Source organism: Streptomyces sp. NPDC059874, assembly GCF_042731135.1.
In the GTDB taxonomy this organism is placed as follows: Bacteria; Actinomycetota; Actinomycetes; order Streptomycetales; family Streptomycetaceae; genus Streptomyces.
In genome coordinates this window covers 1-14,232 of sequence record NZ_JBHWJY010000134.1, presented here as the reverse complement: position 1 = coordinate 14,232, position 14,232 = coordinate 1, and the positions used below count along the sequence as shown (strand labels likewise).

The following is a 14,232-nucleotide window of genomic DNA, read 5'->3' as shown; positions in this document are numbered from 1 at the left end:
CGGCTTCGCCGAGCCAGGGCCGGCCCTTCGGGCCGGTGTCCTGCGCTTCGCTCCGGACGGGTTCGGGTTCCGCTGCGCTTCACCCGAACGGCCCCGCTCTGCGGGCCTGGGTGACCCCGTTTCACGGGGTCCGAGCCTTCGGCTCGTTGGGGTGTCCGCTCCGCTTCCACCCCAAGCCCTTCCGGCTCCGCCTCCAGGGCCGGCCCGCTCCGCGGGCGGCCGGCAGTGAGGGCGGGCTCACTCTCTCTCCTGGTGCTGGGGGAAGGTCAATCGGTCCAGGCCAGCGCCGCAAGGGGACGGCTCGCACTGCCCTGGGCAAGGTGGATCAGAAGGTACGCCGCTCCTCGGCCGGGATGCAGTCCCACATGTCGCCGGTCCAGCCCTTGAAGAGGAAGACCGGCCGGGTCAGAACAATGTCGCCGGCCCTCTGGACCCGGATGAACAGGCCCAGGTCGCCTGAGACCGGATTCCCGTCCACGGCGTACTTCAGATCCGTGTGCGCATGCTCCTCGGCATAAACATGCAGCCAGCTTTCGGCCTCCGAGGGAACACGCCCGACCAACCCCGCACCGTCCAGAGTGACCTGAGGACCGTTCAGGGCATCGACAGCCACGGCCGCCAAGTGGCCCGCACCCGTGTAGTAGAGCGCCACCCCAGGGTTGGGGTACCGCTCCCAGCTGGGCACCGGACTACGGTCGGGATGCCCGGCACACGACCGTGTACGAGGTTCCGGGCCGTTGAGCGCCCCTGTCACCTCATCCGGCCTCATACCGAACTCCAACGGCCCCACACCAACCAGCGGACTCCACACCCACTGCTCACGATCCCCGTCCTCTTTGACGTCCCACGGACCCAAAGTCTTACTCCCCCACAGCCAGGTAATTCCTCTTTGCACCGCCTCGATCCCACAAGACCACCACACGGCGGCAGGACTGCCTGCTGCCGGGGTCAGGGAGGCCTCGTACCAGCTTCGCCACCCGTCCTGCTGACTCAATTTAAGAACCGGATGAACTCGGGAATCGGGACGGGGCACCACACTGAGCTTCTTCGAGTTGGCCACCGATCGGGTGATGGTCGTGAAGCGCAACGAACGAGGCCCCCGAGGTGTTGATCGAGATGTCTGACGTCTCAATCACGTTGCTCGGGGGGCCTCGTTGGTCATCCATCCTGCCGCACTTGACCTGCCGCATGCGCTCGTGGAGTGGGTCGCCATGCTGGTTGTCACTCGTGAGGGCGACCGGCGCTGCAAGCTCCGTCCGTCCCAGCGGGCGATGGTGGCCCTGGTGTACCTGCGAGAGCACACCACTCTGGCGTAGATCGCCGCCGGGTTCGGGACCAGCGAGTCCACCGTCCACGCCTACACCCGCGCGGTCGTCGACCTGCTCGCCGAACGAGCACCGGGTCTACTCAAGACGCTGCGCGAGCACGATCCCGACTTCATCCTGCTCGACGGAACCCTCGCCGAGTGCGACCGGGTCGGCGACGGCCGGGCCGACTACTCCCACAAACACCGGCGCCACGGAGTGAACGTGCAGGTCGTCACCGACCCGGGCGGCCGGCTGCTGTGGCTCTCGCCCGCCCTGCCGGGCCGCACACACGACCTGACCGCCGCCCACACCCACCGGATCATCCGGATCTGCGAGCGTCAGGGCGTTCCCGTCCTGGCCGATCTCGCCTACCAAGGCGCAGGACCGTGGCTGACGACCGGCATCAAACGCAAGCCACTCCAGGAGCTCACTCCCACCGAAAAGACCCTCAACCGGGCGCTGGCCGCAGCACGAGCGCCCGTTGAACGCGGTGTCGCGAGTCTGAAGTCCTGGCGGATCCTCCGCAGGTCCCGGTGCAGCCCCAACCGCATGACGTCAATCGTCAAGGCCATCCTCACGCTGGAGCGGCAGCGCTGAAGATCCTTAGTGAGCGCTTCGTCTGGCGATAACCGCCACATGAAGCGCTCACGCGGAACCGAAACCTCTGGGGTCAGTCCTGATCTTGGCTGTACTGGGCCGCGTACCAACTGGAGTCGATGGCGGGGTTGCGCAGCGCCCCCCAGAATCGGTCGTCAGGTATCGGTGGCAGGGGCTGATTGCCCAGGTCCGCATGCAGATCCGCACGCCAGTCGAGAGTGAAGTGACTCCGGGTCTCCGCGCTCTCGCACACGGACCTGTACGGGGACCCCCAGATCCCGAGGGCTATCTTCTCCGCGGCCCACCTGCGCGTGTGGTCTCGGCCGGTGGCGGCCTGTGCGAGCACCGCGCGGAGTCGCAAGGCGAGCGGGCCGGCCTGGCCAGGCTCCGGCAGGGCCACACCGCACTCCCACGCGTCCAGGGCTGTCTTGACCTCCGGGTAGTCGTTCAGACCCGTTTCGACCGCCAGTCTGCGCAGCTGCTTCCGCGCGGCGTCGACCACCTGCTCATACGGCAGGACTGCGATCAGCGCACCGAGTTCCTCATGCCCGTCCAGGTGGCTCACGTGGAGGAGGTCGGTGGGGCTGTAGGACAGGTCCAGCTCTGGCAGCTGCTCATCCGGTGCGGGAAGGGGCTCGTCGGCACTGTACTGCGGCCTGGCAGGCGAACGCGCCTCCCAGAACAGCCGGCCGTTGAAGGTGACGACACCGGCGTCCTGGCCGCGCTCAAGCGTGCCGGCCAGTTCGGCCAGATACTCACCCAGCGAGTCCGCCTGCCCGAAACTGGTGCCGGTCTCGTCGAAGAACCGTCCGATCACACCGAAGGAGTCCCGCCCGGTACGGCAATCCATCAGAAGACCGTCCGACGTCACGTCGTAAGAACCGAATTTTACGTAATCGTGAATCCAGTAGCCCTCGGTCTCCCCGTCGAGGCCCTGGTCGATGCCGCGCATGAACCCGGTGTCCCCGAGGATTCCGCTCACTCCGAGCAGCCGGTCGCCCGTGCTGAAGCGGAAAGCCTCAGGTCCCTCCAGCGCCCCGTTGTGCCGGAGGAGTGAAGCGACCAGGTCCGGAGGAAAGGTGACCCCCAGTTGCTGTTGCGCTGCTGCGATCTCCTCGCCGCCTGCAGGCGGCCGAAGCGTGGCAAACGTGCGGGGCGCGTGCTCGCGCAGCCACGCGTCGATGCGAGTCCATGAGTCCTGGACCAGGTCTGATGTCATAGGGCCGACCTTAGAACCAGCGGCTGACAACAGCTTGATCGTCGCTCACCGGCCTTGCCGCCGGGTTGGCGTTCAAGCTTCGAGCGGCCCCTTGTCCCGGCTCACCAAGCTGCTGGCACCGGATGCTGCAGCCGCCCACTCGACACTGAAGCGCGCTCAGTCGCGATCACCCGATCGGCGGCCAACTCGAAGAAGCTCACTGATCGCCCTTCACCTGGACTGGCTGTCCTTCGACCGTATGGTGATCATCTGATCACCGAGTGGATGAGGTCTTCGTGAACTCAACTAGCCCCGCCAGCCGTTGGGCTTCTTCCGCATTGCTGCTGATGGTTGCCGTCGCGGGCTGCACCTCGCAACCCGACCGGTCAACGGATTCACCGAGGCCCGCGCACGCGGTGTTCGACCCGCCGTCGAAGTTCGATGCAAAGGCCGGTATTCCGATGCCCAAGGCTGCCACCGCCGGGCTCATCAGCTCCAAGGGCAAGGAGATGGAGCTGCTGAGGAACCCTGTGGCGCTCTTCAAGGAGAAGGCCTACGTGGCCACGCGGGAAAGCCTGCTGGCCGTCGACACCACCAGTGGCGCGGTAAGCACCATCACGCCGGAAGCGACGCCGGTGAAGGCGCCCGAAGCGGACGGCCATGGCTCCTTCCTGTTTTCGCAGCCGGTGTCCATCACGGAGGGTGCCGGGCCGCTGGTGCTCGCCTCGTTCGTCGTGCAGCAGCCGGCGTTCGGGACGCACTCAGGACGGGTCTTCGTGGAGTTCACTGCGGTGAACGCGGCCAGCGGACGGGTCGAGTGGCGGCTGCCGCTGAACAGTTCGGTCATGTCCCCACCGGTCGCCGCGCCCAACAGGCTGAGCGCGGCCACGACGAAAAGGATCAACCCCACTGCCGACCCGGTAACGGCCCAAAGGACCGCTGCGGCCACCACGAGGGCCCTGTTCGGCACAGCCGTCCGCTGGCGTGCGGATGCTGCGAACATGTCGGACTCCCTGACGCTGACCTGTGGTGACGCACCAAGTCTGGAAGGCCGGCGACACCGGGGGATGAGTGCGCGTACTCAGAATGCGACGGCCGGATGCTCAGTAACGCCTGACACGGTCGCCGTGGGGCGCCCCCCTTTCGCGGAAGGGAAACCACCCTGGTGCGGCGGCGCGGGGGAAGATCCTTCCGGGGCAGGCCAGGACGGTTAGCCTGTGCGCATGGTCTTCAGACGTCTGTGGGGCGACAAGGGCGAGATACCGCTCGAAATCGACACCGTCATCCTGTCCGAGCCCGTCGAACCGGGAGGGATGCTCACCGGTGAGGTGGTGCTGCGCGCGCCCGATCGTGATGTGGAGGTGCAGTCGATCCACCTGGAGGCGTTCGTCGATACGCTGGGCGTCCACAAGGGCGACGGCGACGAGGGCAAGGGTCACTCGTTCACCTCCACCGCCGCGAGCGGCTGGTTCACCCTGAAGAAGGGCGAGGAGAGGCGGTCGCCCTTCCGTCAGCGGCTCTGGTGGGGGACCCCGGTGTCCGAGGTGAACGGGCAGCGGTTTCACGGGGTGTCCCTGACCCTACACACCAAGGTCAAGGCCGAGGGCATCAGCACCCGGACGGACGCCGATCCCGTGCGCATCGCCGCGCTGCCTCTGCACACGGCCATCCTTGACGCCTTCACGGCCGCGGGCCACGACTGCACGACTTCACAGATCGTCGACTCGACCATCCCCGATACCGAGTACCACCTCTATCTGCGGCAGAGCTTCCTGCTCACCCGGCGGACCGGCGGCGAGGGACCGCGGGAGCTGGAGCTGACCTTCCACAACAACGCCGTCGGCTGCGAGATCTACCTCCGTCGGGCCGCGCTGCACAAAAGACACTGGGACGACAAGCCGCCAGCCCTGCGCTATGTCGCCGCCCACCACGACGTCGGCCGGGTGGACTTCGCGGAGGAGGTCCAGCGCTGGATGGACGAAGTCGCCGCCCTGGACCAAGGCCACGCCAGCGCTGCGGACTGACGGTGCCGCGCGGCCAGATCCGTCGGGCCAACTAGTAGTGCTTTGTTAGCTGCTCTTGTCGCGGTGGGTGTCTGGTAGTTCGCTGGCTGTATGAGGGCTGGGGAGCTTACGGCGGTGCGGGTTCGGCTGGAGGAGTTCGCCTCCGAGGTGCTCTCGCCGCGAGCACTCCGACCCCAGCCCCGGCTCTCCCCGCCCCCGTGTCCTCCCCCGCTTCTCCCCCTCCCGCCCTTTCGGCGTCCCGGTCCGCAACGCCGCCGCCCACGGCGGGACACACCAACCCCACCCCGTAGCCCCGCCACCACATACCGGGGATCACTGAAACTGCGCAGTACTCAACCAACCTGCGCAGGCAGGCCCGGAGCCAAAAACACCGCAGGTCAGACGGCTGGAGCAGCCCAACCCTGCGCAGATTCAGTGAGCCACCCAGCCAAAAACCCGCTCATCCACACTGCATAACCCCAGTTCAGAAGCATGACGACTGCTCAGATTCACTGATCGGCGACAGGATGGCTCCCGAGGTGAGTCTCGCGCTGTGTGATCGACCTTTCCAGGGTGTGAGGATGCAGATAATTGGGCTGCCCGTCCGCCGTCGGGCAGTACCCGAGTGGAAGGTGCCCGATGAAGCTGTCGGCCAGTGACCGAGGCCGCCTCAAGGAGATCCTCCAGGCGCGCCGAGCCGCGATCGATCCCGTGACCATGGGGTTCCCACAGCGAATGCCGGGCCCTGGCCGGCGGGCCGCGGGCCTGAGCCAGGAGCAGATGGATTCGCTGCTTACACGGACCCCAGGCACCTACAACCGGTTCGAGAACGGCCAACTCGCCAGCCCCGGCAGCGATCTCCTCGCCGCAGTCGCGAGGACGTTGCGGCTGGACGAGCAGGAGTGGGTGTTCCTGTGGCTGATCACCCGCAAGGAGAACCCGCCACACGCCCTGCACGGCAGCTCGGGGACTTCCCTAACCGGAGCGTGGCAGCGGATCATCGACCAGATCAGCGGAACGTTGGTGTACGTCAGCGACGCCGAATTCAACATCGTCGCTCACAACGAGGACTTCCGACGTGTCTTCCCACGCGGACAAGCCCCCGCAAACATCATGCGCTGGATGCTCCTCGACCCCGAGGCTCGCACCCACGTCCTGATGCACTGGGAGACCCACTGGGCGCCGGCCATGACGCCTTCTCTGAAGCACAGCGTGGAGCTACGCCCGGAGAATCCGGCGCTCGGTCGTCTCGAGTACGACGTCCTCAACGACCCCGTGACCGGACCGCTCTACCGCGAGCATGCTGCGGCCCCCATGCCCTATTTTGACGGCTCCGAACTCCCCATCCGCCACGCCGTTCACGGACCCGGCCGACTCACGACCTGCCTCGCCGAACCCGTCACAGCCCCCGGAGCCCGCATCAACCTCAGCATCTACACCCCCACAGACCCACTGACCAATCATCAGCCCATACCCGACAAACCACTCACCCCCTGAACACAGCACCAGGACGGGGACCCAGCAGGGGAAGACCCTGTGGACCGTTGAGCTGGAGGGCACCATCACAGTCCAACACATACCGCCGTCCACCAGCACACCGTTCGGCTTCGACAGAGACATGCACGACCCGTCATCGCCCGCGCGGCTCTCCCCGACCTGGCCGTGACTCTCGGGGGTGTACGCCCAATAGGCCAACCACGGGCGCGTCGTCGACCGGATCACCGGCATCACGGTAGTGATCGACCCAGCCAAGCCCGCGGTGACGGACCTTTGACCTGCGCGACTTAAAGTTGGCGGAGGCTGACTGCCGGAACCCCGCGGACCGTCAAATGGATGTCGGTGAGACGGACAGTTTCGGGTACGCCCCGCATGGGTGCCGCGCAACGGATCCCACGCCAGGGGTGCCGCTCCACATCGCGGGAGCAGCGCTCCCGTGCTCCTCTCACCGGGGCGCCGGGGGCGATGCCGCCGCAGTCGTGCCGCATGCACCGGCACTCCTCGCTGGCGCCGGCGTGCAACCCCATGCCGGATCACACCCGACGAGGAGTCAGCCGTGCCCCGCACACGGGAGACGGACTCGGGCCGGAAGAACCGGTCGAGGTCGGGGACGGGCAGGTGCAGCGGCCGCCCGCTGACGTCCAGGTCGCCGGCGACGGCGGTGACGCCGTGCACGGCGTCCCTGGGCGTCTCTCCGCAGGCGACCACGCAGGCGCGGAGATCGGTGGTGAAAGTGCCGTGAGTCGAACCGAGCATCGTTCCGCTTCACCCTTCCGCCCATGACTGATGAACTGACGCTCAGTCAGATCATGGAGCTGACGCATAGCCAGGAATGGGTGTGCGCGAAGGGGATTCACGAGCTCACGCGTCGGTGCCCGCCTGATGTCCGGCGGGCCCCGGGTCCGCGGTCAGGGGGTGTCAGCTGTTGTCGTAGCGGTTCACGAAGGTCAGCCGGTTGAAGGCCCAGGCGCCCGCCGAGGGGCTCACCCAGCCGGTCGTCGCGGTCGAGGCGAGGGTGCCGCCCGCCAGGGCCGGCCAGGTGAACATCTTGTCGTCGCCGTTGGCGTAGCCGTACATCGCGGCGAGGTCGTCCCGGCCGTCACCGTTGTAGTCGGCGACGACGATCTTCATCTCGGCCGCGTTCAGGTCGCCCGCCTTGGCGTTCAGGGCCAGCTGCGGGGCGGCCAGCGTGGCATCCCTATTGCCCTTGAGGACGTAGAACACGTCATGGCCGTCGGAGTGGTCGTACCAGGCCACCAGGTCGTCCCGGCCGTTGCCGTCGAAGTCGCCGCTGTGCAGCCGTACCTGGGAGAAGGACCAGTTCCCGGCCGGGACCGACCAGGAGGAGATTGGGGCCGCGAAGGAGCCGTCCTTCCGGCCGAGGAACGTCCACAGCTTCACGGAGCCGTCGGTGTAGCCGTAGAGCACGCCGACGTCGGTGATCCCGTCGCCGTTGTAGTCGCCGGATGCCCGCTTCATGAGAGAGGCCTCCCAGTTGTCCGCCGTCGTCGCGAAGGCGGTACGGGGCGTGGCGAGCGCGCCGGTGTCGGTGCCGGTGAAGAGGTGCAGGGCGTCGTGGCCGTCGGAGTAGTCGTACCAGTCGACCATGTCGGACCGGCCGCTGCCGTCGAAGTCGTTGCGGACGGCGGTGCCGGTCGTCCACACCGTGTTGCCCGGATAGTCGCGGACGACCAGGTTGCCGCGCTCCTGGAGAACGAGCGAGCCGCGGACGGCTGCGGTGCCGGACTGCCACAGCGTGGTGGTGTCGGCGGCGTTGCGGACGACCAGGTTGCCGTCGGTGCCGAAGAGCGCGGTGGCGCCCGGGTTGCCCGCGGTGTTCGTCTGCCAGAGCACGTTGCCGGCCTTGGCGGTGACGACGAGGTTGCCGTCGGTGCGCATGACGACGGTCGCGGCGGTGGAGGCGAGCGCGTCGCCGGACGCGAGCCGCTGGCCCGGGGCCAGGCGGCTGCCGTCGGTGAGGCCGTCGGTCCGCGCGGCGACGGCACCGTTACGGGTCTCGATCGCGCTCACGCCGTAGCAACCGCCCTGCCAGGACCGGCTGCTGACGCCGACCAGCTCCAGGACCCCCTCTCGCTCGCGCAGCACCGGGCCGCCGCTGTCGCCCTGGCAGATCACGTCGGCGGCGGTCGCGCCGGTGATGCCGAGGGTCGTGGCGTCGGCTGTGTTCGTGGTGAAGGAGGCGACGTGCAGCCGGTCCGGCACCCACTGGGTCTTCGTCCGGCCGTACCCGGCGACCTTGAGGGTGTCGCCCGCCGCAGCCGGGGTGGTGGCGACGGCCACCGTCTGGATCCCGGTGGCGGGCGTCGCGAGCCGCGCCAGGACGAGGTCCCGCCCGGCCCGCGGCACCACGTCGGTCACCTCGGTGACGTGCCCGCCGGTGGTCGCGGTCAAATCGGCTCGGCCGATGGTCGCCACGGTCCTCAGGGCCGGGGGACCGGGGGTGACCTCAAGGCTCACGGCCGGGTTCGCGGCGAAGCAGCTCGCGGCGGTGACGATCCAGCTCGGGTCGACGAGCGCCCCGGTGCAGCTGCGCATCGCGTCGCCGACGCCGACCCGGATCTGCGCGGTGAAGGCGTACGAGGCGTCCGTGACCGGCGTGCCGGAGAGGGCCTGCGCCGGGGCGGCGGTCAGGACGAGGGGGACAGCGACCAGGGCGGCCGCTGCCAGCGCGGCGAGCCGCGCGGGTCTGGTGTGTCGCATCAGTGGGTTCCTCGCTGAGGTGGTTTCGGGCGGGTCCAAGGGCCCGGCCGTACGTCCGATGTGGGGCGGGCGGGGCGGGCTACTTGGTGGTCCGGATCTCCACGAGCACGTGGGGGCGGGCCTCGGGGTCCGCCGCCTCGCCCACCGACTGCCAGGAGTTGGCGGGCACATCGAACGACTTCTCCTCGGTGCCGACGGTCATGTCGACCTCGGTCGCGTAGTCGGCGGCCTTGACCAGGTACACGGAGGGGATCTCGAGGGTGAGCCAGCCGCCGCTGCCGGTGGTGCGGAAGCAGACCCGCTGCTTGTCCCGGGACCAGACCTCCATCAGGCCGGTCCCGGAGGCGCAGTCGGCGAGGAGGATGTGGCCGTCGCCGCGCTTGAGGGTGATGCCCTGCTCGGCCAGGATCCGGTCCGCATCCGGGTAGGCGTGGTCCTCGACCGCGAAGCCGGGCGCCTCCTCGGCGACGGGCCGGGCGTTCCCCGCGCCGGCGGAGGCCACCGTCGGGCCGCCGGTCACCGCGAGCCAGGCGAGGGCGCCCGCGGCGGCGGCCGTGCCCAGAGCGCGTGCGACACGGCGCCCGGTTCTCGATGTGGTGGTGCTCTTTTTCTTCATCGGGATCCTCATCTTTCTTGGAGCGGATGGATGTTTTCTATCGCCAATTCCACAGAGGGAATGAGGTATCCATATTCCTCCCTGATTTCGATGGGAGGGGTCTTGTGCGGGGCTCCTTGCGGAGATCCCCTTCACGACCCCCCGTATGTAAGACCTCCCTCTGCGTGCCTGTCCATCACGCAAATCAGCCAAAGAAGGGCGTAACCGAAGAGGTGGCATGTGAGCTGAATCACTGCACTGGAACCCCTGAGAACTGCTTGTGGGGGTCCGATGGAGGAATGGGGAGGGTTCGGAGTTCACGTACAACCTTTTACCGAATGGGCCCATAGTGCACGTTCGCGCCTGAAAAGCAATCGCCTCACCAAAGGGGCTTGATAAAGGAATGGAACAGGGTAGTCTGCGCGGCTGTAATGCCAGAATTCCGTGCATCCCTTTCGGGAAGGACTTGTCTCTTGTCCGCATCGCTCTGGAGCAGGCGCCGCATCCTCACGACGGTCGCCGCGACGGCCGCCGTCCCCGCCCTGCCCTCGATCCTCACCCTGACCGCCACCCCTGCCCGGGCCGCCGAAGCGGCGGACGGCGACACCGGGCTGCCCGACACCGACCGGGGCAGGGCCGTCTGGGCCTACAAGACCGGCGGCCGGGCCGTCCGCGAGGCCGCCGCGGTCGCGCTCGCCGGATCACCCGCGGCCGTGTCCGCGTTCCTCACCGGCGAACTCCCGGTGCGGAAGGCGGAGGACAACCGTTTCGCGGTGCTCACGAACCTGCCCTACGCCGGCCCCTCGGTCCGCCAGGCCGCCGAGACGGCGCTGTCCGCGGGCGACGACGCCGTGGCCGCGTTCCTGCGCGACGGGTTCGCCCTGCCCATCGTCACCGACCTGCGGGCCAGGATCGCCACGGTCATGAACAACGGCGGCACAGCCGTGAAGCGCGAGGCCACCAAGGCCCTGGACGCCGGCACCAAGGAGGCCTTCACCACCTTCCTCGAAACGACCCAGTACCGGGCGCGGGAGGAGGACGAGCGGGTCCAGGTGGCCGCCGTCCTCTACACCGCCTCGCCCGAGGTCAGGAAGTACGCGGAGCGCGCTCTCAACGAGGGCACGGCGGACGCGATACGGCAGTTCCTCCACTCCGGCCAGTACATCGCCCGGGCCCGGGACGAAGAGGCCGCCACCATCGGCCAGCTGGTCTCGATCGTGGAGCAGGAGGGCCGGCGCGCCCGGCTCAGGACCGAGCAGGCCGTCACCGCCTCGGCGCAGGCCAAGGACGCGGCCAGAAAGGCCATGGAGGCCGCGCTCAAGGCCGCGGAGGAGGCCCGGCTCGCCCAACAGGACGTCCGCAAGTCGGCGATCGCGGCCAACAACGCCGCCGACGCCGCCCGCGGCGCGGCCACCGCCGCCGCCACCGCGATCTCCGCCTCCCGCGTCGCCCAGGCCGCCGCCGGGCGGGCCACGCTCGCCGCCCAGGCCGCCGCCGCTGCCGCCGCCGCGGCCGGCAACGCCGCCTCCCGCGCCTACAGTGCGGCCATCGCAGCCTCCAAGGACGCCACCAAGGCCACCGCCGCCCGCGATGCCGCCAGGGTCGCCCGGGACGTGGCGGCCCGCGCGAAGACCGCGGCCACCGCCGCCGCCGCGGCGGCCATCGCCTCCAGGGAATCGGCGGGCGCCGGAAGCGCCGCCGCCGACGCCGCCAGGGACGCGGCCGCCGCCGCGAACGCCTCCGCCGACGCGGCCGCGAACGCGGGCGCCGCCAAGGCGCAGGCGGACAGGGCCAAGGCCGCCGCCGCCGAGGCCGACGCGGCCGCCGCCCGCGCCACCCGCGCCGCGGGCACCGCCCAGAACCTCGCGATCAGGGCGGCACAGGCCGCCGAGACCGCCCGCGACGCGGCCAACAGCGCCGCCACACACGCCCTGAACGCCGCCGCCGCAGCCGACGACGCCGCCGCGAACGCGGGCAAGGCCATCGAGTACGCCAAGCGCTCCACCGCGTACGCCGAGGCGGCCGTCGCCGCGGCCACCACCGCCGCCACCGCGGTCACCGAGGCCCAGGCGGTCGAGCAGGCGGCCCGTGAGGCGGAGGCCGCCCAACTCGCCGAGGACACCGAACTCGGTGTCGAGGAAGCCCGGTTGCGCGCCAAGGCCGAGACCGACGAAGCCAACCGGGTCCAGCAGCAGCGTACGGAGGCGGACAAGACCGCCACCGAGATCAAGGACCTCATCACCGCCGCGGAGACCGCCTTCCGGGCCGGCGACACCGCCGGCGCCGTCACGGCGGGCCGCAAGGCCGCCGTCCGACTTCTGGACGCCACCGGAACATGGACCAGGGAGGCCGCCGAGTACGCCCTCGCCGCCTCCGACGAGGCCGTCCTCAACTGGATCGACGTCGACCGTGCCCTCGCCCAGCGGACCGACGACCGCGAGACGGTCCTGACCGTCGCCACGATGTCGACGGCGGCGGTCGCCGAGGCCGCTCACGCAGTCCTGGCCAGTGACGACCCGGGCGCCCCCCGAGCCTTCCTCGGCCACGGCATGATCGAGGCCGCGGCCACCGACAACCGTGTCACCGTCGCCCGGTTCCTCCGCGACTGCGGCCCGGCCGTCCGGGCCAAGGCCGAGGCTGCCCTCAACGACGGGCGGGCGATCGCGCTCCACCGCTTCCTCAACGTCGAACTCGGCGAAGCGGTGAAGGAGGACGACCGCGTCGAGGTCGCCCGGCTCCTCGGTGCCGGCGGCCTCTACATGAAGTCAGCGGCAGAGATCATGCTCGAAGGCTCTGCCCGCATGCGGCGGACCTTCCTCGTCCACGAGCAGTACGAGGTCGCCTGGCTCGACCACGACCAGGCCTCCCACGTCGCCGCGATCCGGGCCGCCATCGCTCACGCGGCCAGGGTCGCCGCCAAGGCCCACGAGGACGCCGCGCTCGCCTCCAAGGCGGCCGCCGAGGCACGCCAGGCCGCCACGGAGGCGGCCGCCTGGGCCACGAAGGCACAGACCTACGCCCAGGACGCCGCGAACGCGGCAGCACAGGCGAAGGCGAACGCCGACGCCGCCGACCGCTCGGCGGCGTCCGCGGCCGCGTCCGCGACGGCCGCGAAGGCGGCCGCCGCCACAGCGCGCGTCGCCTCCGCGACGGCCCACTACGCGGCGGGGCAGGCAGCCAGGTCCGCGCAGCAGGCGGTGGCCTCGGCCGTGCGGGCGCAGGCGTCCGAGAGCGCGGCGGTGGCCGCCGCCCGCCAGGCCGGTCAGGACTGGAAGGCGGCGGCAGCCGCGGCGAGCGACGCCAAGGCGTTCGAGATCAGCAAGCGGAACGAGGAGCAGATCCTGGCCGCGAAGGCGGCGGCCGCGGCGATCAAGGTGCACGAGTTGAACGGCACCTCGCCGGTCGACACAACGGGTGACGTCAAGTTCTGGGACCTGTGGCCGAAGGACATACATGACGGCAGGGACTGGGCCGTCGCCACCGGCCACTGGAGCACCGTGCTCGGAAGCGTGGCGCTGGGGCTCGACATGGCGGGCCTCTGGGCTCTCACCGTTCCCGTTCTCGGTGAGGCCGCGGCCGCGACCATGTTCGGGATCGCCGCCGTCGTGGGCCTGGCCTCCACGTTCGTCCAGTTTGTGTCCACCGTCCTCCACGCGTGCTACTTCGGCCCGCACAGCAAGGAGTTCAAGACGGCGCTCGGCGGCCTCGTGATCGGCGCGATGTTCATCGGCGGTGGGTCCCTGCTCAAGAAGACCGAGGTCCCGCACTGGATCGGCGACAAGCTGTGGCAGGTCGGGGGAGACTTCGTCTCGTGGGCGTACGGCGAGCAGACCTGGTAGCCGCATGACCCGCCCGCCCTCCGGCCCCGTGGGGAGCGCCGGAGGGCGGGCGGGCTCCGGACGCGCGGCCCCTACACCGTCCTGGCCGCGCCCGCGTGCCGCGCGATCCGCTCCGCGTCCATCGCCAGCTCGCGGAACATCCCGCTGATCGGGTTCGTGACCCCCGTGAAGTAGAGACCGGGCGCCTCGCGCGGACTGCGCGCCCCGTGCGTCACCGGCAGCCCGCGCCCGTCCAGGACGTCCAGATGCCCGAGGAGCGGCTCCAGGGTGCGCCGGTAGCCGGTCGCCGAGATCATCGTGTCCGGGGCGATCCGGCTGCCGTCCGCGAGGACCACCTCGCCGTCCTCGAAGGCCTCCACGGCGGCGACGATCTCGGTATCAGCCGGTGGGGCCCGGGGCGCGGAAGCGTGCGGCGTGTTCGGCGGCCCACTGGGCGAACGTGCGCGCCGGGCGGCCGGTGACCCGCTCGACGGTG

At 69.8% G+C, this 14,232-nt stretch carries 8 protein-coding genes and 4 pseudogenes; 5 read left to right on the top strand and 7 right to left on the bottom strand.

Going from position 1 to position 14,232, the window contains the following annotated elements:
- Positions 1 to 325 precede the first annotated feature (325 nt).
- Positions 326 to 685, bottom strand: coding sequence for a hypothetical protein (locus ACFV9H_RS39765; protein WP_385408590.1), 360 nt, complete (start codon positions 683 to 685; stop codon positions 326 to 328).
- 469 nt (positions 686 to 1,154) lie between these two features.
- Between ACFV9H_RS39765 and ACFV9H_RS39760 the strand changes: the two are divergent.
- Positions 1,155 to 1,904, top strand: a pseudogene (locus tag ACFV9H_RS39760) (transposase family protein).
- 73 nt (positions 1,905 to 1,977) lie between these two features.
- Here the strand turns inward: ACFV9H_RS39760 and ACFV9H_RS39755 are convergent.
- Positions 1,978 to 3,123, bottom strand: a complete 1,146-nt coding sequence (locus ACFV9H_RS39755; RefSeq protein WP_385408588.1) for an SMI1/KNR4 family protein — start codon at positions 3,121 to 3,123, stop codon at positions 1,978 to 1,980.
- Positions 3,124 to 3,383: 260 nt separating this feature from the next.
- Here ACFV9H_RS39755 and ACFV9H_RS39750 point away from each other — a divergent pair, with 260 nt between their 5' ends.
- The 3 genes from ACFV9H_RS39750 (at position 3,384) to ACFV9H_RS39740 (ending at position 6,602) form a co-directional block, all read left to right on the top strand.
- The gene (locus ACFV9H_RS39750; RefSeq protein WP_385408586.1) at positions 3,384 to 4,316 is read left to right on the top strand and encodes a hypothetical protein; all 933 of its coding nucleotides are present in this window, start codon (positions 3,384 to 3,386) and stop codon (positions 4,314 to 4,316) included.
- A gap of 9 nt (positions 4,317 to 4,325) precedes the next feature.
- Complete coding sequence (locus ACFV9H_RS39745) at positions 4,326 to 5,126, top strand: sporulation protein (RefSeq protein WP_385408584.1); 801 nt, start codon at positions 4,326 to 4,328, stop codon at positions 5,124 to 5,126.
- 618 nt (positions 5,127 to 5,744) lie between these two features.
- Positions 5,745 to 6,602 carry a helix-turn-helix domain-containing protein gene (locus ACFV9H_RS39740; RefSeq protein WP_385408582.1) on the top strand — a complete coding sequence of 286 codons (858 nt, stop codon included), beginning with the start codon at positions 5,745 to 5,747 and terminating at the stop codon, positions 6,600 to 6,602.
- 563 nt (positions 6,603 to 7,165) lie between these two features.
- Here ACFV9H_RS39740 and ACFV9H_RS39735 read toward each other — a convergent pair.
- From ACFV9H_RS39735 to ACFV9H_RS39725, 3 genes and pseudogenes are all read right to left on the bottom strand, one after another.
- Positions 7,166 to 7,358: pseudogene (locus ACFV9H_RS39735) on the bottom strand (hypothetical protein); the annotation flags it as partial.
- A 162-nt stretch (positions 7,359 to 7,520) separates the two neighbouring features.
- Complete coding sequence (locus tag ACFV9H_RS39730; protein ID WP_385408580.1) at positions 7,521 to 9,323, bottom strand: trypsin-like serine protease; 1,803 nt, start codon at positions 9,321 to 9,323, stop codon at positions 7,521 to 7,523.
- A gap of 79 nt (positions 9,324 to 9,402) precedes the next feature.
- Positions 9,403 to 9,939, bottom strand: a complete 537-nt coding sequence (locus tag ACFV9H_RS39725) for a hypothetical protein (protein ID WP_385408578.1) — start codon at positions 9,937 to 9,939, stop codon at positions 9,403 to 9,405.
- A 452-nt stretch (positions 9,940 to 10,391) separates the two neighbouring features.
- Here ACFV9H_RS39725 and ACFV9H_RS39720 point away from each other — a divergent pair, with 452 nt between their 5' ends.
- Positions 10,392 to 13,757, top strand: coding sequence for an ALF repeat-containing protein (locus tag ACFV9H_RS39720; protein ID WP_385408576.1), 3,366 nt, complete (start codon positions 10,392 to 10,394; stop codon positions 13,755 to 13,757).
- A 71-nt stretch (positions 13,758 to 13,828) separates the two neighbouring features.
- Here the strand turns inward: ACFV9H_RS39720 and ACFV9H_RS39715 are convergent.
- Both ACFV9H_RS39715 and ACFV9H_RS39710 read right to left on the bottom strand, forming a co-directional pair.
- Positions 13,829 to 14,131: pseudogene (locus tag ACFV9H_RS39715) on the bottom strand (NAD(P)/FAD-dependent oxidoreductase); the annotation flags it as partial.
- A gap of 4 nt (positions 14,132 to 14,135) precedes the next feature.
- Positions 14,136 to 14,232: pseudogene (locus ACFV9H_RS39710) on the bottom strand (hydroxylase); the annotation flags it as partial.

Coding starts and splice junctions, on each gene's coding strand:
- ACFV9H_RS39730 (WP_385408580.1), bottom strand. CDS start 9,323: ATGCGACACACCAGACCCGCGCGGCTCGCCGCGCTGGCAGCGGCCGCC.
- ACFV9H_RS39755 (WP_385408588.1), bottom strand. CDS start 3,123: ATGACATCAGACCTGGTCCAGGACTCATGGACTCGCATCGACGCGTGG.
- ACFV9H_RS39745 (WP_385408584.1), top strand. CDS start 4,326: ATGGTCTTCAGACGTCTGTGGGGCGACAAGGGCGAGATACCGCTCGAA.
- ACFV9H_RS39740 (WP_385408582.1), top strand. CDS start 5,745: ATGAAGCTGTCGGCCAGTGACCGAGGCCGCCTCAAGGAGATCCTCCAG.
- ACFV9H_RS39725 (WP_385408578.1), bottom strand. CDS start 9,939: ATGAAGAAAAAGAGCACCACCACATCGAGAACCGGGCGCCGTGTCGCA.